Below are 19,548 nucleotides of genomic sequence, written 5' to 3' on the forward strand. Positions count from 1 at the left end.
TGCTCGACCTCCTACCGTTTGGATATCGTATCCAATCGTAGGGTGGTGTGCCCGGGACCACAACCGGAACGGACGAACTCGTCCGAGAAGAAGGAGATGCACATGCGACTCGTCAACGAGTTCTCGGTCGCCGCCCCGCTCGACACCGCATGGGCGGCGCTCACCGACATTCCGAAGGTGGTCGAATGCATCCCCGGCGCAAGTCTCGACCGCCGAGACGGCGACGACTACCACGCCAGCGTGGCGGTCAAGGTCGGCCCGGTCGGGTTGACGCTGGCCGGGACGGCGACGGTGGTCAGCCGCAGCGACGCCGGCCACGAGATGGTGGTGCGCGGACAGGCCCGCGACCGCAAGAGCAACGGGTCCGCCGAGGCGACGGTGACGATGACCGCTCGCGAATCGCTTGCCGCCACAGGACATTCCGATGTGACCGTGGTGACCGACCTGGAACTGGGCGGGCGTATCGCGCAGTTCGGCAGCGGAGTGATCTCGCAGGTGAGCAACCGGATCCTCGCGCAGTTCGTCAAACGGCTCAACACCGCGATCACCGGAGGCGGTCCGGCACCCGAACCCGTCACCGAGCCGGCGTACCCGTCCCGATATGCGCCGTCGGGCGATGACGTATCGCTGCTGCTGACCATGCTGGCCGGGGTGCTGCTGGGACTGGCGATCGGACGGACGGCACACCGGATGCGGTGACCTCAGCGGTCGATCGCGGCGACCAGTTCGAGCTCCACGCACGCGCCGCCGGGCAGCGAGGCGACGCCGATCGCCGTGCGGGCGTGGGCGCCGCGCTCATCCCCGAACACCTCGTGCAGCAAGCGCGACGCGCCGTCGATGACGGCCGGATGGGTGTCGAATTCCGCTGCGCCCCGGACGTATCCGCGCAGATGCACGAAGCCGCGTACGGCGTCCAGTCCCGCGGCGGCGTCGACCGCGGCGAGCAGGTTCAGCGCCGCGAGCCGCGCCTGCTCGGCGGCCTGCTCGACCGTGACGTCCACGCCGACGACACCGCGCAGGGCGGGCGCGTCGGGCCGTCGCGCAGTCGCGCCGGAGACCCACAGCTGGTCACCGCACCACCGGTACGGCTGGTAGGCGCCCTTCGGAGGTGGCGGCGCCGGTAGGTCCAACCCCAAGCCCGCCAACCGGTTCCGCACTGTCACGACTGGTGTCCGGCCTCTTCCCGCGCGAACACCTCGCGAAGGTGGCCGACCGCCTGGACCCGGTGCTGATGGTTGATCACCACCGCCTTCTCGACGTCGCGGGCCACCAGCGCCTCGACGAACAGCACATGTTCGCTGTTGACCTTGCTCAGGTCCATCAGATGGCCGTACAGCGGTCGGTAGGCGTCGGCGGTGTTCCACAGCTGCGTCACCAGCCGACGGGTGCGGGCCATCCGGCTCGCCTCGAACGGCAGGAAGTGGAACCGGCGGTTGGCCACGCCCACAGCGATGAGATCGTCGGCGGCCGCGGCCCGGTCCATCTCGGCCATCTCCGCGCGCATCGCGTCGATGGTCTCGTCGGTGAGCCGCGGCATCGCGTCGCGGATCAGCTCCTCTTCGAGGATGTCGCGCAGGCGGAAGACCTCCAGCAGGTCCTCGAGTCCGAGTTTGGCCACCCGGTATCCGCTGTGTGGGACATAGGTGACGTACTCCTCGGCCTCCAGGGTCTTGAGCGCCTCGCGGACCGGGATGCGAGACATGCCGAACTGTTCGGCGAGCGCCTCCTGCACGATCCAGCTGCCCGGTGCGAGCTTGCCGGTGGTGATGTCGCGCCGCAGCGCCTCGGCCACGGCCTGCTGCGCGGTCTTGGGCCGCACGAAATCCGCACGCGGCGCCGCATCCGCTTCGGCGCGGACGGCGGTGCGCTTGGTCGCTGCGCGTGGAGGCATAGGGCACCCTTTCGCCAATATTGGATACTCTATGCGAAACGGCCGCGCGGGGGCCAGTTTCGGACCGGTCAGACCAGGTCGATCGCCTCCGCGATGGACGGCAACACCCGGCTGGGCCGGAACGGGTACCTCTCGACGTCCTCGACGCTGGTTGATCCGGTCAGCACCAGGATGGTTTCCAGACCGGCCTCGATGCCGGCCACGACGTCGGTGTCCATGCGGTCGCCGACCATCACGGTGCCCTCCGAATGCGCCTCGATCCGGTTGAGCGCGCTGCGGAACATCATCGGATTCGGTTTGCCCACGAAATAGGGTTCGCGGCCGGTCGCCTTGGTGATCATCGCCGCCACCGATCCGGTGGCGGGTAGCGGTCCCTCCGCCGACGGACCGGTCACGTCGGGGTTGGTGGCGATGAAGCGCGCGCCCCCGAGGATCAACCGGACCGCCTTGGTGATCGCCTCGAACGAGTAGGTCCTGGTCTCGCCGAGGACGACGAAATCGGGTGCCACATCGGTGAGGGTGTAGCCGGCCTCGTGGAGCGCGGTGGTCAGCCCCGCCTCCCCGATGACGTAGGCCGAGCCGCCGGGGAGTTGGTCGCGCAGGAACGTCGCGGTGGCCAGCGCCGAGGTCCAGATCGAATCCTCGGGCACGACCAGCCCGGACCGCGCCAACCGCGCGGCCAGATCCCGTGGCGTGAAGATCGAGTTGTTCGTGAGCACCAGGAACGGCCGCTCGCGTTCGACGAGGCGGGCCAGGAACTCCGCCGCGCCGGGTAGCGCATGCTCCTCCCGCACGAGCACACCATCCATGTCGGTCAACCAGCATCTGGGTTTGTCGGCCACGCGCCCCAGTCTGTCATCGCGGAGCGACCACGCCCGGACATTCGGCGATGCGACGCTAGGGTCGGTCGTTGTGAGCGTCCCGCCCGAACTGACCCTGGCCAACTGGCAGACGGTCCCCCACCTGCACTGGGCTTTCCAGCACCTCGCCGAATTCCTCCCCACCGCGACCATCTCCCGCGGCTCCGGACCGGTCGCGGATCTGCCGCAGCGAGACGCCGATCTGTCGGCCATCGCGATGCCGGGCGGCGACACCGTCGGCCACGTGCTGGATTCCACCGCGACCGACGGCTGGATCGTCACCCGGCGCGGCGAGGTGCTCGAGGAGCGGTACCCGAGCGGGATGACCCCGGACACCCCGCACCTGCTGATGTCGGTGAGCAAGACGCTGGTCGCGACGGTGGCCGGGGCGCTGGTCGGCGAGGGTGCACTCTCCCCCGACGCGCTGCTGAGCCACTACGTGCCCGCACTGGATCAGTGCGGCTACGCCGGCGCCACCGTGCGTCACCTGCTCGACATGCGTTCGGGCATCGCGTTTTCCGAGGAGTACCTGGACCCGCTCGCCGAGGTGCGGTTACTCGAGCAGGCCATCGGCTGGGCCCCGCGCACCGTGGCGGATCTACCCGACACCATGTACGGCTTCCTGCTGACACTGCGTCAGAAGGGTCCGCACGGCGGGCCGTTCGACTACCGCTCGTGCGAGACCGACGTCCTGGGTTGGGTGTGCGAGGCCGCGGGCGGGATGCGGATGCCGGAGTTGATGTCGGCGCTGCTGTGGAGCCGCATCGGCGCGCAGGCCGACGCGGTCATCGGCGTGGACCGGGAAGGCACCGGCATGTTCGACGGTGGCATCAACGCCTGTCTGCGCGACCTCGTGCGGGTGGGCACGTTGTACCTCGACGACGGCGTCTCGCTGACCGGCCACCAGGTGGTGCCGGCCTCGTGGATCGCCGATACGCGGGCAGGCGGACCGGATTCGCGTGCGGCCTTCGCCGCGGGCCGCGACGCCGCCCGATTTCCCGGCGGTATGTACCGCAACAAGTGCTGGCTGCCTTATCCGGGCGACGATGTGTTGTTGTGCCTGGGCATTCACGGGCAGATGATCTACGTCAACCGGTCCGCGGGGATCGTCGCCGCCAAACTGTCGAGTTGGGCGCTGCCCGAGGAGGACGACAAACTTCGGGCCACGATCGCGGCGTTCGACGCGGTCGCCGCCGAATTCCGCTGAGGCAGCAGCGGACTCAGGCGGTGACAACCGGGAGCCGTGACCACCCGCGCACACTCGACGTCCGGGCCCGGATCGCGTTGGCGTGGTCGACGTCCCAGTCCGACCACCGCTTGAACACCTCCTCGAACGCGACACGGGCCTCCAGCCGCGCCAACGCCGAACCGAGGCAGAAGTGCAGACCCTGCCCGAAGCTCAGATGACCACCCTTGCGGTGGATGTCGAAGCGGTCCGGAACCTCGAAACGCGCGTCGTCGCGGTTCGCTGATCCGTTGAGCAACAACATGAACGAACCCTCCGACACCGTGCGCCCGTACAACTCGACGTCGTGCGCGACGTAGCGCGCCTGCACCGGCGACGGCGGCTCGTAACGCAGCGTCTCCTCCACCGCGGACGGGATCAGCGACGGGTCCGCGGCGAGTTCGCGGCGCTGGTCGGGATGCCCACCCAGTAGCTCCCCCATGAACCCGATGAGACGCGCGGTGGTCTCACCGCCCGCACCGGCGATCATCGCGGTGTAGGCCAGCACCTCGGTGCGTTCGAGTCTCCTTGTGCCGCCGTCGGGTTCCTCCACCTCGGCGTTGAGCAGTTCGGTCATCAGATCGTCGGACGGATGCGTCGACCGCCACTCGATGTACTCGGCGAACAGTGCCAGCGATTCCGCGAACACCGTCGCACTCACATCCCCGGCCGCGCCCTCGACGGCGATGCTGGTGTCCGTGCGGTCGCGGATCTGCTGCTGCCCCTCCTCCGGGATGCCGAGCAGGTAACCGATCGTCCGCATCGGCATGATCGCCCCGAGATCGGCGACGAAGTCGAATCCGGCACCGTCCACGAATGGATCCAGTGCGCGCGAACAGAATCCGCGCGCCAAGTCCTCCACCGCGAGCATCCGGCGCGGGGTGAACACCCGCGACAGCAACCGCCGGTGCAGATCGTGCAACGGCGGGTCCTCGAACAGCAGGATGCCCGGTGGCACCTCGATGTCGTTGAACAGGATGTCCGCGGTGGTCCCCTTACCCGACCGGTAGGTCTGCCAGTCCGGCAGCGCCCGTGCCACATCGGCGTAGCGGCTGAGCGCATAGAAACCGTACTTGTCGTTGTAGTACAGCGGCGCCTCCTCCCGCATCCGCCGCCACACCGGATACGGGTCGTCGTCGATCGCGTAATCGTAAGGGTCGTAATACAACTCGACTGCCGCGTTCACCATGGTCACCTACCTTGGCTGATTCTCGATGCCGGGGAACAGTTGCTCGGTCGGGCCGACGGTCACCCAGCCGCCGAGTTTCGTCGCCAGATGCGGCGCGAACACCGCGAGGTACATGGCGTGCCCGACGACCACCACCGCGACGATCGACAGCAGCGCGGAGCCGGCCTTGCCCGAGGCTCGCTTGTCCGACCAGATCTCGATGACGTTGCGGCCCTGTTCATCGGTGCGGCCGAGCAGATAGGTCAGCACCATCATCTGCAAGCCCATCGCGACCGCGTCGTAGACCGGGTACTGGAACCTGCTGCCCTCGAACAGCGCGAGACCATCGATCACGTAGCCGTAGTAGAAGATCCCGAACCGCGGACCGAAGAACCCGTTGAACAGCAGCGCCCAGCAGAAGCCGACCAGGAATCCGACGGCCAGCAGTGTCTGCGGCCTGCGCCAGCCGGACTTCCGGATCACCCGCCGGCCCAGCGCCGCACCGATCACCGCGGGCAGCACGAAGTACGCGATGTAGCCGAGCGGTACCGAGGACGGCAGGCCACCGCCCCAGGTGTAGTTCATCGGCCACCACGAGGGCATCCGCGGCAGCGCGGGCGGGAACTGGGCATAGACCGCCCAGTCGTAGGGCGCCTCGATCCACGAGAACGAGATCGCCGAGATCGACACCAGCAGCAGCGGATGCAACCGACCGCGGCGGATGCTCAGATACACGCCGAACGCCAGAAACAGGACGCCGCCGATGTAGGCGAAGGACAGCCCGACGATCAGCGGTGTGGTCAGTTCGGTGCTCACCGCCTCGACTCCGGGTCGAAGTACAACACCAGACCGACGATGAGGACCGCCAGACCGATGAGTGTGCCGAGCATGATCAGTTGCCCCAAGGTCGCGCTCCCTCCAGAAGGTCCGGCACGGCTTCCCGATCGGCTGTGGCGTCAGCCCCCGGGCCCGTTGGGCCACTTGAGAAGTGAACCCGCGTCCACCCGGATCTGCTGTCCGGTGATGTAACGGCTGTCGTCGCCGGCGAGGAACACCCCGAGCTTGGCCATGTCCTCGGGTTCGATGTACGGGATCGGCATGGCCTGGAAGAGCGAGAACAGCGGTTCGGCGTCCTCGCGGGTCGGCGCCTTCCCGTCGGCCTTCAGGTCCGGCCGGAACACCCCGTACATCCCCTCGTTCTGCAGCAGGTGGGTGTTGCAGTTCGTCGGGTGGATGGCGTTGACCCGGATCCTCCGCGGCGCGAGGTGCAGGCTCATCTCCTCGACGTAGGAGATGACGATCCGCTTGCTCCACCCGTATCCGGCGCCGCCCGGCCCCATGTCCGGGCTCGTGGTGGTACCGCGGATCATGCCCGCGGTCGACCCGGTGACGATGATCGAGGCGCCGTCGGGCAGATGCGGGATCGCGACCGCGACCGTGTTCATCACCCCGAGCAGATCGACGTCGGCGGCGTCGACGAAACCCATCGGGTCGAGGTTGCCCATCGCCATGGGCAGGATGCCCGCGTTGGCGACGACGATGTCGAGCCGCCCCAGATCGGCGACCCCCGCCTCGACCGCCTCGCGGAGTTCGTGCCGTTCCCGCACGTCGGCGATGCGCGCCACCACCCGGCACCCGAGTTCCTTGACCGACCGTTCGGTCTCGGCGAGGTCCTCCGGTGTCGCGAGCGGATACGGGTTGGACGGGATGTCCCGGCAGATGTCGACGGCGATGATGTCGGCACCCTCCTTGGCCATGGCGATCGCATGCGCCCGGCCCTGCCCCCGCGCCGCGCCGGTGATGAATGCGACCTTGCCGTCGAGCTTTCCGGTCACTGCTGCTCCTTCTTCGTGAACGTGATGTGCAGCTCGGAGAGCCCGCGCATGATGAACGTCGGCTCGTAGCTGTACCGGCGGTCGTCCGCGGTGCCGTGGTGCTCCTCGGCGATCGTGATGTCCTCGATCCGGTCGAGGATCCGTTCCAGCGAGATCCGCCCCTCGGCCCGTGCCAGCGGCGCGCCCGGGCAGGAGTGCGCGCCGCGGATGAACGCGATCTGTTCGCGGACATTCGGTCGGTCGTACCGGAACTGGTCGGGGTGCTCGAACTTGCGCGCGTCGCGGTTGCACGCCCCGGGCAGCAGCATCACGGTGGTCCCGGCCGGCACCGGCACGTCGCCGATCGTCGTCGACGTCCTGGCCATCCGGAAGTGCGATTTGACCGGGCTCTCCATCCGCAGCGTCTCCTCCAGGAACGCCGGGATCCTGCTGCGGTCCGCACGCAGCATCGTCTCGAAACCCGGGTTGTCACCGATGAACCGGACCGCCGAACTCACCAGCTTGGTGGTGGTCTCGGTCCCGGCGGCGAACAGGAAGGTCGACAGGTTCATGACGTCCTCTATGTCGGGCGTCGAACCGTCCTCGTGTTTGGCCCGCGCGAGTTCGGTCAGCACATCCTCACGCGGCGTGCGCCTGCGGTCCTCGATGTAGCCGTAGAACTTCTCGTTGAGCCACTGCAGCGGGTTGTGCGTCGTCGGCGCCTCCTTACCGAGTTCGCCGACCGTCTCCCCCGCGAACACCGCCTTGAACTGTTCGTGGTCCTCGGCCGGGACGCCGAGGAGGTCGGCGATCACCAACAGCGAGAACGGCTTCGCGTAATCGGCGAGGAACTCGCACGCCCCGCGGTCGATGAACGTGTCGAGCTGCCGATCGGCCAGCCGCCACATGAAGTCCTCGTTCTCCTTGAGGCGCTTCGGGGTGATCAACCGGCTCAGCAGACCGCGGGTGCGGGTGTGCAGCGGCGGGTCCTGCGAGGTGATGTGCTCGGCCATCGGCACCGCGGCCCGGTGCGTTTCGATCAGGTCGCTCACGTCGTCGCGCACCCCCGGCCCGAACGGCATCCCGGAGAACGGTCCGGCCACCGAGTTACAGGAGGAAAACGCCGGGTTCCGGTACACCGAGAGCGCCTCGGCGTAGCCGGTCACCGCCAGCACGTTGAACGGGGTGGCCTGGGTGACCGGACATCTCGACCGCAGATGGTCGAAGTACGGGTACGGATCCGGCACCAGGTCCGCATCGGTGAAGAAGTCCACCGCGTCGAAATCGGTCATCGGAGGCCTCCCGTCGGGTCGAACAGCACCGGCAGCGAGGTGGGCGACCGGAACACCTGCCCGCGGATGTGCGGATCGTCGCCGGCGGGGTCGAGCCGCAGGTGGGGCAGCCGGTCGAGCAGGAGGTTGACCGCCGTGCGCATCTCGAGGCGCGCCAGATGCATCCCGAGGCACACGTGCACCCCGTACCCCCACCCGAGGTTGGCCTTCGGGGTGCGGAAGATGTCGAAATCATCGGGACGGTCCCAGCGGTCCTCCTGCCGGTTCGTCGAGCCGAGCATCGGCAGCACCGAACACCCGGCGGGGATGGACACGCCACCCAGTTCGGTGTCGCAGGTGGTGGTGCGGGTGATGGTGAGCAGCGGCGGATTCCACCGCACCGCTTCCTCGATCGCCTGCGGGATCAGCGAGCGGTCCGCCCGCACGGCATTCAGTTGCGTTGTGTCGGAGAGCAATCCGAACAGCAGGTTACCCAGGGAGCGGTAGGTCGTCTCGACCCCGGCAGGCAGCAGCAACCGCAGGAACGAGAAGATCTCGTCGTCGGTGAGCTTGTGGCCGTCGATCTCGGCCTCGGCGAGCAGGCTGATCATGTCGTCGCGCGGTTCGGCCCTGCGGGCCTCGAGGATCGGTGCGAAGTAGTCGCACAGCGCCGCGGCGGCTGCCAGCCCCCGCTCGGGGTTGAGGATCCAGCTCAGCAGCGAGATGGACCAGCGCTGGAACTGCGGGTAGTCCTGTTCCGGCAGCCCGAGCAGACCGGCGATGATCCGGCTCGGATAGTCGAAGGTGAATTCCTTGACCAGGTCGGCCTTTCCGTTGGCCGCGAACCGGTCGATGAGCTCGTTGCCGACCCGGCCCACCAGCTCGTCCTGCCGGCGCGCCAACGCCTTCTGCGAGAACGCCTTGGACACCAGCGACCTCAGCCTGCCGTGTACGGGTTCGTCCATACCCAGCATGACCCGGTCACCCAGTACGGGCCCGAACGCGGCGATCACACCCGACGAGGAGAACGTGACGTTGTCGCGCAGCATCTGCTGGGCGTCCTCGTAGCGGTAGACGATGAAGACCGGTAAACCGGCCTGCCCGGGCATCGCGGACATGTCGATCCGCTGGACCGGTTCCTCGCGGCGCAGCCGGGCGAGCTCGGGATAGGGGTCACGGACGTCTCCGGACACGGCGTCGTCGAACGACCCGAAATCCTCGAGATCGTCGAATAGTTGGGGCAAGGCTTCCTCCTCGAGCGCTATTGGGCCGGGTAGGCGACGGATTTGATCTCGGTGTACTGGCGCAGACCCTCGACGCCGTTCTGCCGTCCCACACCGCTGGCCTTGTAGCCGCCGAACGGGGTGTCCGCGCCGTAGCCCGCGGTGCCGTTGAGTCCGATGAACCCGGCACGCAGCCGTCGGGCCACCCGCAGGGAGTTCTCCAGCGAGCTCGACATGACGTTGCCGGCCAGTCCGTAGGGGCTGTCGTTGGCGATGCGCACCGCGTCTTCCTCGTCCTCGTAAGGGATGACGGTGAGGACCGGACCGAAGATCTCCTCCTGCGCGATGGTCATGGAGTTGTCGACGTCGGTGAAAAGCGTTGGGTTGACCCAGAATCCCTTGTCGAACCGCTTCGGTGGCTCCGTGCTGCCGACCAGCAGCGTGGCGCCCTCGGCCACACCCTTGTCGATGTAGCCGAGGATCCGCGCCTGCTGTCTGGCGGAGATGACCGGTCCGCAGATGGTGCCCGGATCCTGCGGATCGCCGGCGGCGATGTTCTCGTAGAGGCCCTTGAGGATCGCCACACCCTCGTCGTAGCGGGATCGCGGGAGCAGCATCCGCGTCGGCGCCGCGCAACCCTGACCGGCATGCATGAGCGGTCCGATACCGAGCATGCACGCGAACCCGAAGTCGGCGTCCTCCAGGACGATCGTCGCCGACTTGCCGCCCAGTTCGAGGAACAGCCGCTTCATCGTCGCGGCGCCCTTCTCCATGATCCGCCTGCCGACGGAGGTGGAACCGGTGAACGAGATCATGTCGACCTTGGGCGACAGCGTGAGCTCCTCGCCGACGAAATGGTCCGATGCGGGAACGACATTGACGGCCCCGGCGGGGATGTCGGTCTGTTCCGCGATGAGCCGGCCGAGCCGGGTCGCGTTGAACGGGGTGTCGGGCGCCGGTTTGAGCACCACGGTGTTACCCGCGGCCAGCGCCTGCCCGAGTTTGTTGATCACGACCTCGAACGGAAAGTTCCACGGGGTGATGGCCCCGACCACGCCGACCGGTTCGTGCCACACCTTCCTGGTGGTGTTGACACCGGTGACCGAGACGACGGTGTCACCGAGATCGGTTTCCCACGGGAAGGTGTCGATCAGCCGGGCGGGATACCGCAGCGCGTCGGCGAACGGGGCGTCGAGCTGCGGGCCGTGGGTGACCGCACGCGGCGCGCCGACCTCGCGGATCAGCTCCTCGCGCAGGCCCTCCAGTTCGCCCGCGATGGCCTCGTGCAACTGTTCCAGGCACCGCTTGCGCAGCGCGCGATTCGTCGACCAGTCGGTCTCGTCGAACGAGCGCCTGGCCGCGTCGATGGCCCGGTGCATATCGGCCTTCGACGCGTCGGAGACCTCGCCGAGCACCTCCTCGGTGGCCGGGTTGATGTTGACGAACGTGCCGGCCTCACCGTCGACGAGCTTGCCGTCGATGAGCATCCGCGACTCGAACATGGGTGTTGTCGCCATCAGCCATCCCGATTCTCGGTCGCACACCGGTCACTGGTGGCGCCCAGCTCGACGTCGATGTCGCGGGCCGGCCCCTGCTGCCAGGTCGCCCACTTGCCCACGGAGTAGGGCCCCTCGGCTCCGTTCGCTCGGTAGAACCCTTGTGGGTCATAGACCTTGGCTTCCGGGTATGGCCACGGACAGGCGACCGAGGTGGCCAGCCCGCTGGCCTTGATCGCCCAGAACCAGGACCCGTAGGCGAAATACGACACGTTGATGATCGCGAACATCACCAGGAAGGTGCCGAGCACCGGCTTCTTGGGGAAGAGCCTCGCCTTGGCGGCGAGCTTCTCCGCCACCGACTTCCCGGTGTCATCGCGGTAGACGAGGATGGCGGCCGGGATCATCACGAACGTCACCGACAGCGATTCCCACAGCAGCGGGAACTGGAAAGTCGTGCCGGGGAACAGGGTTCCGAACGGGATGGCCTGCGAGTAGATGTAGAGCCCGGTGCGCACCAGGCTGATCTCCAGCATGGCGTCGAAGAGGAACCCGATGACCAGGACGAGCCCGCCCAGGGTCAGTAGCGGGTGCCTGCTGACGAACGCCTCCGGGCCGTGTTTGGCCTGCCACTTCCGCAGGATCCAGATCGCCGGAAAGTAGGGGCCGAAGTAGAAAGTCACGTAGCCGAAGACGATGAACGGTTCGACGGTGGGCGACATCATGATCAGCGGCCAGGACTCCGGCCAGTGCAGCAGCGCCGGGTTGTACACCGCGTACGGCGCCCAGTTCATGATCGGGTCCTGCCAGACGATCAGCGTCGTACACAGCATCATCAGCAGCACGGGGCTGCCCGGGTTGCGGCGCCAGCCGCGGATGAACACCACGGTCAGCACCACGACCATGGTGAGCGCGCCGAGCTGCGGGATGATCTGCCAGTGGTCGAACCCGGTCAAAAACCCGACCGGACGGGGCCGTCCCTCCACGTTGGGGTTCGCGACGCGCGGGTCGACGTCGGTGCGCATCACGGCCAGGAAGCAGCCGAGGAACCCCAGCCAGGCGAACAGCGATATCCACCGCCACCAGTTGGGCCCGGTGCGCGGTGTGGGTTCGACGAACGAGGAGTCCAACCTGTCCTGCGTCGTCATCCCCTCAGACCGCCCCGAACCGGTCGACCAGATGGGAGTTCACCCCGTCGGCATCCAACCGGCGGGCCACCAGGTAACCGGCGCCCATCCACGCGCGGCGGGTCCATTTGCCGAGGGAGACACGGGTTCCCGGCGCTCCGGACGCCGCGGGCATCATCTTGACCCGCTCCAATGCCTCCTTGACACCGCGCGGGCTCAGCGGGTGGGCGTCGGCGAAGGCCCGCACCAGGGTCGCGGCGACGTCGTGGTTGACCACCGACACGCAGTACTCCGGGCGGCTGCCGTCGTAGCGGGCGGCGTACCGATCCAGGAAGTCCTGACCGATCGGGTTGCCCTCGTCGTACTGGTCGACCCCGATCCAGCCCAGGAACGCCTGCCACATGATCGGATTGACCCAGGCGTTCTGGAATGCGGTGGTGGTGAACCGGGGCGGGTCCCAGTCGACGGCGTCGAGGGCCGGGTTGATGAACACGATGCCGAAGCCGAAACCCAGGTGCACGATCGCCTCGGCCTTGGCGTCGTGCAGGACGGCCACCGCGGCGTTGATGTCCTGGGCCGTCTGCGCGATCGACGCCTCGGCAACGATCCGGATGCCCTGGCGCGCACAGGCATTGCGCAGGTTGCGCAGGTAACTGTCCCCGATCAGGCTCTGCTCGACGAGCACCCCCACCTCGGTGAGGCCGCGTTTGGCGAGCAGGTCGGCCAGGAAGATCGGCTCGTCGGTCATCGAGCCCTGCGGGAACGCGAACGTCCACTCACCCAGCCAGTCGTCGGTGCCGGTGACGCTGACCGCGGGCACCTTGAAGCGCTCTTCGATCGCCTCCCGCATCGGTACGCAGTTGTCGGTGATGTTCGGTCCGAAGACCACGAGGCAACCCTCGTCGACGAGTTCACCGTAGGCGTCGATCACCGCCTTCACCGAACCCTTGGGCAGCCCTTCGACTTCCCGGTAGATCATCTGCACGGGCCGGTCCATCACCCCCTGCTCGACCGCCTCGGCGAAGACGAGGTCGAAGGTCTGGGTGAACGACGCCCGCAGATCGTCGGGAAAACCCGGCGGCAGCGTGAAGTCCATGAGATAGCCCACCTTGATGGGCTCCGCGGTGCTCTCGTACGACATCGGACCTCCTCGGCACCCCGCCGCGGCAGACAAAAACCTAATATTTGTTCAGACCCTAGCGGGCGCCCTCGAGTGGCGTCAATAACCCGACGGCGCAGCGAGGTACACGTCGATCATCTCGGCGAGCCCGCGGCCCACCGCGGCGTCGTCGCTGAGCGGGCCCGCGATCGCCGCGAGCGCCGCATCCCGCAGCGGCAACCCCTCGGCGGTCAGCCGGCCCGCCGCGATCAGCACGCGGGTGGACGCGACCTCGCGCAGTCCCCCGGTCTCCAACCGGCGGATCGCCTGGCCGAACCGCACCAGCGCGGCCGCCGTCACGGCGTCGACCCCCGCTTCGTGGGCGACGATCGACTCCTCGAGTTCTGGTGCCGGGAAACCGAATTCGATCGCCACCATGCGCTGGCGGGTCGAGTCCTTGAGATCCTTGAGCACGCTCTGGTAGCCGGGGTTGTAGGACACCACCAGCCCGAACCCGGGTGCGGCGTCGAGCGTGACGCCCAGCCGCTCGATCGGCAACTGGCGCCGGTAGTCGGCGAGGGGGTGCAACACCACGGTGGTGTCCTGCCGGGCCTCGACCACCTCGTCGAGGTAGCAGATCGCGCCCTCGCGGACGGCGCGGGTCAACGGTCCGTCGACCCAGACCGTCTCGTCTCCCTGCAGCAGGAACCTGCCGACCAGATCCGCGGTGGTCAGATCGTCGTGACAGGCGACCGTGATCAGCGGCCGACCGAGTTCGTGGGCCATCGCCTCGACGAACCGCGTCTTACCGCATCCGGTCGGGCCCTTGAGGACGATCGAGAGCCCCTGGCGGTAGGCGGCCTTGAACACTGCCACCTCGTTGCTCACCGGGGCGTAGTACGGGCGCGACACGTCGACCCGGCCGTTCACATTGACGAGTCCGGCTTCGCCGGTCATCACGCCCTCCTCGTCCGCTCCGTTGCGTTCTATGTGAGCCTAACCGGAACAGATGTTTGGTATCAAGAGCACGAGCACATCAATCCTGTTGTGTGGCAATGAATCAGAACCGTCATGCAATGCGCCGCCGAACCTCCGCGACACGCAGTGCCGACCGGAACAGCGGACCGACGACGCCTGCGAGCTGATCGGGGCGGCCTATCATCGCGTGCGCCGCGCTACCGAACACCCGGCGCAGCGACTCGACGTCGGTGCTGGCGCCCACCGTCAGGCAGACGCACCCGGTCCCGCGGCGGCGCGCCTCCGTCAGCGCCCGGCGCGCGTCGGCGGCACCGTAGGCGCGTTCGTACCCGTGGTCGTACGCCAGACCGTCCGACAGCACCACCAGGAGTCGCCGCGCCGTGCCCCCGCGCGCCTCCAGCACGGCCGAACCGTGCCGGATCGCCGCACCCAATCTCGAGTACGCGCCGGGCTCGAGGCTGTTCAGCCGCCGGATCACCCGCGCGTCGAGGTGGTCGTCGAAGCGTTTGACGGGCACCATCGTGACGTCTTTGCGCCCCTGCGAGTAGTACCCGTACAGCGCGACCCGGTCGCCGAGATCGTGCAGTGCGACAGTGAGGTCGGCGACAGCCTCGCGTTGTTGCTGGTGCACGGTGCGGCCGACGGTCCCCGCCTCCGCCGTCGACCCTGACACGTCGAGCAGCAGCAGCACCGACAGATCGCGCCGGCGCCGCAGACTGTCGAGGTAGACCGCCTCGTCGGGCACCGATCCGGCCCGCGCCTCGACCCGTGCCTCGATGACCGCGTCGATGTCCACGTCGTCGCCCTGGGACTGACGATGGCGCCGGTGCAGCCCCATCCCCAGCCGGGCCAACGGCCGCCGCACCGAGATGCTGCCTTCCAGATCCTGCCTCGCCGACGCCTTGATCGGCGGGGTCACCTCGCGCACCGTGCACCACTCCGGCCGATAGGCCCGACGCCCGACGTCCCACTCGGGATAGACGAAGTCCCCCACCGCGAACGCGTCGGTCTCCTCGCCCGGTGCCGCCGCAAGGGAGGACACCGCATGTCCACCGCGCCGGCCCGAGCTCACCCGGTGCGTAGGCGAATCCGCGCCCGGCGGTCCGCTCCCGTCGCCGGTCTTGCGCACTGACGACAACATCTTCTTCAACCACTTGCCGATCGGCCCTTCACCGCCCACCGGACTGCTGAACAGGTCCGGATCGTCGGTGTCGTCGACCTCACCGTCGTCGAGTTCCTCGAGCGCCTGCACGCTGTCCCGCCGGCGCGGGACATGGCCCGCGGCCTCGTGGTCGTCCTGGAAACCCCCGGCGCGGCGGGCGGCGAGCACCTGCTTCGGCCGCAGCACACCGAATGCGGCGGGCGCATCGCCGATCGGATCCCGGCCCGCCGCAAGCGCGAGTGAGGTGGCCGGGGAATCGCTGCGGGCGGCCAGCCGCGGGTCGGCGACCGCCCCCAGCGCCACCGGGAGCAACTCCGCGTTGGCCGCCAGCGCCCGGTGGCCCTCCACGGCGAGGTACCGCTGGGTCAGGCGGGAGTGGCGGACCAGCTTCTGCGCCACGTCCGGCGCCAGACTTTCCGCCGCTATCAACGACGCCTGCACCGCGATGGCTTCGAGTGTGGCGCGTTGCCCCGCAACCGGATCGACGAAGACGGTGACGCCGTCGGTCCACGGCGGCTCACCCGGTGGCACCGCGGCCACCGCGACCGCGCGTCCCGCCAACGCCGATGCCAGCATCCCGAGCGCGGTGAAACGCTCGTGACCGGTGTCGGCAGCCATCAGGACCCTTCCGCCATGTTGACCAAATATCTGTTCCACCGTAGGGTCGGCGGACGTTCGGAGTCAACGATGGCCGATCCGAGCCGGTGATCACCCGTGAAGCGCTCGACGGTCGGTAGGATCTGCGCAAAAGGCCGACAGTTGCGAAGCCGACGACGAAGGAGCACCGTGCGGGAACCGGCGAAGTTGCGTGGCTCGATCCGGCGGCCGAACCGGCCGACCGCGCGCGGCTGACGATGGCCCCCGCCGGCGCCGCTGGGCGCGACCCCCGCCGTGGCCGTCCCGCAAGCGCGAAGAAGACGGCCGCGCGGCTGACCGCGGTCCCCAAACCGTCCGCGGACGCGCCCCGGCGGACCGAGATCCTCAAGACGGCCAACTCCGTCTTCGCCACCTCCGGCCTGCGCAGTTCGCTGCAGCAGATCGCCGAGGCGGCGGGCATCCTCCCGGGCAGCCTGTACCACCACTTCGAGTCCAAAGAGGCCATCCTCGTCGAGCTGATCCGCCTCTACCACCGGGATCTCGACCGCATCGGTGAAGAGGCGCTGGCCCGGATCGACGACGATGATCCGCGCTCGGCCTCCGAACGGATCACCGCACTCGGGCGCGCCATCGCCCGCTGCGCCGTCGAACACCGTGCGGCCCTGCAGATGTCGTTCTTCGAAGGGCCCAGCAGCGATCCCGAACTGCGCGAACTGACCGCGCGCACCCCGTCCGCGATCCAGACCGCGATGCTGCAGATGCTGCGCGCAGGCCGGTGGAGTGGTGAGATCCGTTCCGACGTCGACCTTCCGACCCTCGCCGACCGGTTGTGCCAGAGCCTGCTGCACGTCGGTCTCGACGTGATCCGGCACAACGCCGCGACCGACGCCGTCGCCGCGCTGAAGTGCCGGATCGCCCTCAACGGCCTGGCCACCGTCGCTCCGTCGGACGCGGATCTCGATCGTTCGGAGGCGTTCAAGGCCGCTGCAGCAGTGATCGCCAGCTGGGACGAGACCGAGGACGACACGGATCTCAAGGCCGCGCACCTGCGCGCGGTGGCGCGGGCGGAGTTCGGCCGCCGCGGGTACGAGATGACCACGATCCGCGACATCGCGTCCGCGGCGGGCCTGGGGACCGGAACGGTGTACCGCATCATCGGGTCCAAGGACGAACTCCTGATGTCGATCATGCTCGACTTCGGCCGCAAGGTCGGCGGCGCATGGACCGACATCGTGCGGACGGACTCCGCGACGGTCGAGAAACTCGACGCGTTGAGTTGGTTGAACATCAACGCGCTCGACCAGTTCCCCGACGAGTTTCGCATCCAGCTCGCCTGGCTGCGCCACTCCCCTCCGGACTCGGCGAATCCGGCGTGGTCGTTCAGCACCCGTATCCGGCAGATGAAAAGGCTGCTGTCCGAAGGCATCCGCGCCGGGGAGATCCACATCGACAGTCCCACCGCGGACATGCTGGCCCGCTGCATCATCGGCGAGCAGTGGATACCGGAGAACATCCTTGCCGAGGTGGGTCCGCGCAACGCGCTGATCCTCGGCCGGGACACGGTGCTGCGGGGAATCACCGTCCGCGGCCGTTAGCGGACCTGCGCGACCGTCCGCATCGCACCGAACCGCGGGATGCCCATCATCAGCCTGATCATGTGGTGCAGCGCCGACGGCGGCAGGAACCGGCCGGCCACCATCAGCATCCGGGCATCCGGTCCCACCGCACGCCGATCGAAGGGTTTGGTGGACTGTAGCGCCGCGGCCAGCCCCACCGCGAACGCCTCCGGCGACCGTGCGGCCAGCCGCATCGCGGCGCGGCCCCGCCGGTCCATCGTCTGGTGGTGCCTGCCGTACGGTCCGTCGAGGACCCGGCAGTCCGACGTCCCCGCGTCGGTGATGATCTCGGTGTCATAGGTGCCGGTGATGAGCACACTGACCCCGATCCCGAACGGCGCCACCTCACCGGCCATCGACTCGCCCCAGCGCTCGAGTGCGCCCTTCACCGACGAGTACGGCGCCGTCGCGGGCATCCCGCGCACCCCACCCTGACTGGACACCAGCACGATCCGCCCACATCCGGCGTCGCGCATCGACGGCAACAGCGCCTTGGTGAGGGCGACCGGTCCGAGCAGGTTGGTGGTGAACATCCGCTCCCACAACGCAATCGGCGTCTCCTCGACCATACCGGCGGCCGAGATGCCGGCGTTGTGCACGAGCCCGAACGGCGCGCCGACCGACCCCTCGATCACCGTCGCCGCAGCCTCGATCGACTCCGGATCGGTCAGGTCCAGGCGCACGCCGATCAGCCGGGGGTCGTCCACCCCCGCGCCCGTCACCTGGCGCAGCCGTGCCATCCCGTCGTCGACCGAGCGCATGGCGGCCACGACCGTCCAGCCGGAACGGTAGAGGTGGGCGGCCGACGCCAGGCCGAGTCCCCGTGACGCGCCGGTGATCACCACGCTGCGCGAGACCATCGGCCACTCCTCGTCGAATCCGGGCGGTGCACTGCGCACTCTAACCTAATGTTTGTTCACGCCGACCGGAAGTTGGCCGAGGGCGTGGCGGGGCAACGTGTTCGGCAGATCGAGGGAACTGAGCAGCCCCGCCGGTGCGCGGACGACGTACGGGATCGCGTTCACCACCCGCATCGCGGTGGCCGCCATCGCCGCCCGCCCGGCGCCGTGGCCCTCGGCGTCGCCCAGGGTCATCTCGCAGTGGACGTCCGGATCGCCGTCGATGTCCACCCGGTAGGTCGCGTCGCAATCCGAGTTCCACCAGTCCGGCGCGACGTCGCGGGCCATCCGGATGATGTGTTCGACGACGATCGCCTCCCGCCCGTGCACCACCGCGGCCGCCCTGGTGCGGACCGCCCCGCAGGTGCCCGCCGGAATGGTGCCGAACGCCACCTCGATGTCGCGGTCGGTCAACTGCCGGTCCAGCGTTCCGGTCACCTCGGTGATCCGAACACCCAGGGCGTCGGCCATCAACTGAAGCGGAGCCCGCCAGGCCATCTCGATGAAACCCGGTGTCTGGAGCAGGGGTACGAAGTCCAATGGCCGCCCGAAACCCATCCCGTCCATCATGACGTCGGCGACCGGGTAGTGGTCGTTGAGGCTCACTTCGGTGACTGTGAGGACGTCGATCCGCTTGGACTGCGTCGCCAGCACCAGGGCCAGCTGGTCTGACCCGAACCCCGGGAACACACCCGGGGCGTAGAACGACGCACCGCCGGCGATCGCGGTCTCGTGCAAAGCGTCGCGCCACTGCGCCGAGTGGTAGGCGGGCGGATACACCAGACCGGTCGACGTGGTCGTGACGACGTTGATGCCCGCGCTCAACAGCCGCAGGTAGTCCGGGACCGCACCCGCATCGCGTTGCGGTCCGGACGCCGCGTACACCACGCAGTCCGGGCGCAGCGCGATCAGCGCCTCGGCGTCGGCGGTCGCGGCCAATCCGAGCGGCTCCCGGCCCGCCAGTTCCCCGGCATCGCGTCCGACCTTGTCCACGGAGTGCACCCACACCCCGACCAGTTCCAGGTCGGGCCGGCCTGCCACCGCGTCGATCGCGACCGAACGCACTCCGCCCGTCGACCAGACGACGGTTCGCAGCGTCCGTGCCTCCTCGTCCATCGCAAT

Annotated in this window: 18 protein-coding genes; 3 read left to right on the plus strand and 15 right to left on the minus strand. The window is 68.4% G+C overall.

What is annotated here, in order from left to right; all coding sequences use genetic code 11:
* The first annotated feature begins 102 nt into the window (after positions 1–102).
* Complete coding sequence (locus AU194_RS23775) at positions 103–699, plus strand: SRPBCC family protein (RefSeq protein ID WP_059091788.1); 597 nt, start codon at positions 103–105, stop codon at positions 697–699.
* Positions 700–701: 2 nt separating this feature from the next.
* On the opposite strand, the gene AU194_RS23780 is transcribed toward AU194_RS23775, so the two are convergent.
* The 3 genes from AU194_RS23780 to AU194_RS23790 all read right to left on the minus strand — a co-directional run bounded on the left by AU194_RS23780 (position 702) and on the right by AU194_RS23790 (position 2,700).
* Complete coding sequence (locus AU194_RS23780) at positions 702–1,163, minus strand: RidA family protein (protein WP_059091717.1); 462 nt, start codon at positions 1,161–1,163, stop codon at positions 702–704.
* On the minus strand, positions 1,160–1,891 hold the full coding sequence (locus AU194_RS23785; protein ID WP_059091718.1) for a GntR family transcriptional regulator: 732 nt from the start codon (positions 1,889–1,891) through the stop codon (positions 1,160–1,162). Before AU194_RS23785 ends, AU194_RS23780 begins: the two co-directional genes overlap by 4 nt.
* Before the next feature lie 68 nt (positions 1,892–1,959).
* Entirely contained in the window at positions 1,960–2,700 is a 741-nt protein-coding gene (locus tag AU194_RS23790) for an HAD-IIA family hydrolase (protein WP_059091719.1), read from the minus strand.
* A 103-nt stretch (positions 2,701–2,803) separates the two neighbouring features.
* Here AU194_RS23790 and AU194_RS23795 point away from each other — a divergent pair, with 103 nt between their 5' ends.
* Positions 2,804–3,958: a serine hydrolase gene (locus AU194_RS23795; RefSeq protein ID WP_059091720.1), complete on the plus strand. Its 1,155-nt coding sequence runs from the start codon at positions 2,804–2,806 to the stop codon at positions 3,956–3,958.
* A 13-nt stretch (positions 3,959–3,971) separates the two neighbouring features.
* Here AU194_RS23795 and AU194_RS23800 read toward each other — a convergent pair whose 3' ends face one another.
* The 10 genes from AU194_RS23800 to AU194_RS23845 form a co-directional block, all read right to left on the minus strand.
* Positions 3,972–5,165 carry a cytochrome P450 gene (locus AU194_RS23800; RefSeq protein ID WP_059091789.1) on the minus strand — a complete coding sequence of 398 codons (1,194 nt, stop codon included), beginning with the start codon at positions 5,163–5,165 and terminating at the stop codon, positions 3,972–3,974.
* Between the two features lie 6 nt (positions 5,166–5,171).
* The gene (locus AU194_RS23805; RefSeq protein WP_059091721.1) at positions 5,172–5,960 is read right to left on the minus strand and encodes a spirocyclase AveC family protein; all 789 of its coding nucleotides are present in this window, start codon (positions 5,958–5,960) and stop codon (positions 5,172–5,174) included.
* A gap of 140 nt (positions 5,961–6,100) precedes the next feature.
* Positions 6,101–6,979 (minus strand): mycofactocin-coupled SDR family oxidoreductase, encoded by an 879-nt coding sequence (locus AU194_RS23810; RefSeq protein ID WP_059091722.1) that lies wholly within the window; start codon positions 6,977–6,979, stop codon positions 6,101–6,103.
* The gene (locus AU194_RS23815; protein ID WP_059091723.1) at positions 6,976–8,250 is read right to left on the minus strand and encodes a cytochrome P450; all 1,275 of its coding nucleotides are present in this window, start codon (positions 8,248–8,250) and stop codon (positions 6,976–6,978) included. Before AU194_RS23815 ends, AU194_RS23810 begins: the two co-directional genes overlap by 4 nt.
* Positions 8,247–9,473, minus strand: coding sequence for a cytochrome P450 (locus tag AU194_RS23820; protein ID WP_059091724.1), 1,227 nt, complete (start codon positions 9,471–9,473; stop codon positions 8,247–8,249). The genes AU194_RS23815 and AU194_RS23820 overlap by 4 nt, the downstream gene beginning before the upstream one ends.
* Before the next feature lie 17 nt (positions 9,474–9,490).
* Positions 9,491–10,969 (minus strand): aldehyde dehydrogenase family protein, encoded by a 1,479-nt coding sequence (locus tag AU194_RS23825; RefSeq protein ID WP_059091790.1) that lies wholly within the window; start codon positions 10,967–10,969, stop codon positions 9,491–9,493.
* Positions 10,969–12,096, minus strand: a complete 1,128-nt coding sequence (locus tag AU194_RS23830; protein WP_059091725.1) for a spirocyclase AveC family protein — start codon at positions 12,094–12,096, stop codon at positions 10,969–10,971. Before AU194_RS23830 ends, AU194_RS23825 begins: the two co-directional genes overlap by 1 nt.
* 4 nt (positions 12,097–12,100) lie before the next feature.
* Entirely contained in the window at positions 12,101–13,216 is a 1,116-nt protein-coding gene (locus tag AU194_RS23835; RefSeq protein ID WP_059091726.1) for an ABC transporter substrate-binding protein, read from the minus strand.
* 78 nt (positions 13,217–13,294) lie between these two features.
* Complete coding sequence (locus AU194_RS23840) at positions 13,295–14,131, minus strand: AAA family ATPase (RefSeq protein WP_059091727.1); 837 nt, start codon at positions 14,129–14,131, stop codon at positions 13,295–13,297.
* A gap of 112 nt (positions 14,132–14,243) precedes the next feature.
* Positions 14,244–15,932, minus strand: a complete 1,689-nt coding sequence (locus tag AU194_RS23845) for a nitric oxide reductase activation protein NorD (RefSeq protein ID WP_059091728.1) — start codon at positions 15,930–15,932, stop codon at positions 14,244–14,246.
* A gap of 236 nt (positions 15,933–16,168) precedes the next feature.
* Here AU194_RS23845 and AU194_RS23850 point away from each other — a divergent pair, with 236 nt between their 5' ends.
* Positions 16,169–17,506, plus strand: a complete 1,338-nt coding sequence (locus AU194_RS23850) for a TetR/AcrR family transcriptional regulator (RefSeq protein ID WP_082698819.1) — start codon at positions 16,169–16,171, stop codon at positions 17,504–17,506.
* Here the strand turns inward: AU194_RS23850 and AU194_RS23855 are convergent.
* Together AU194_RS23855 and AU194_RS23860 are read right to left on the minus strand one after the other, a co-directional pair.
* Positions 17,503–18,387: an SDR family oxidoreductase gene (locus AU194_RS23855; RefSeq protein WP_059091792.1), complete on the minus strand. Its 885-nt coding sequence runs from the start codon at positions 18,385–18,387 to the stop codon at positions 17,503–17,505. The two genes, AU194_RS23850 and AU194_RS23855, sit on opposite strands and share 4 nt — an antisense overlap.
* 45 nt (positions 18,388–18,432) lie before the next feature.
* Positions 18,433–19,542, minus strand: a complete 1,110-nt coding sequence (locus tag AU194_RS23860) for a dihydrodipicolinate reductase (RefSeq protein ID WP_059091729.1) — start codon at positions 19,540–19,542, stop codon at positions 18,433–18,435.
* Between the last annotated feature and the right edge of the window lie 6 nt (positions 19,543–19,548).

It is taken from the genome of Mycobacterium sp. GA-2829 (assembly GCF_001499965.1).
Lineage (GTDB): Bacteria > Actinomycetota > Actinomycetes > Mycobacteriales > Mycobacteriaceae > Mycobacterium.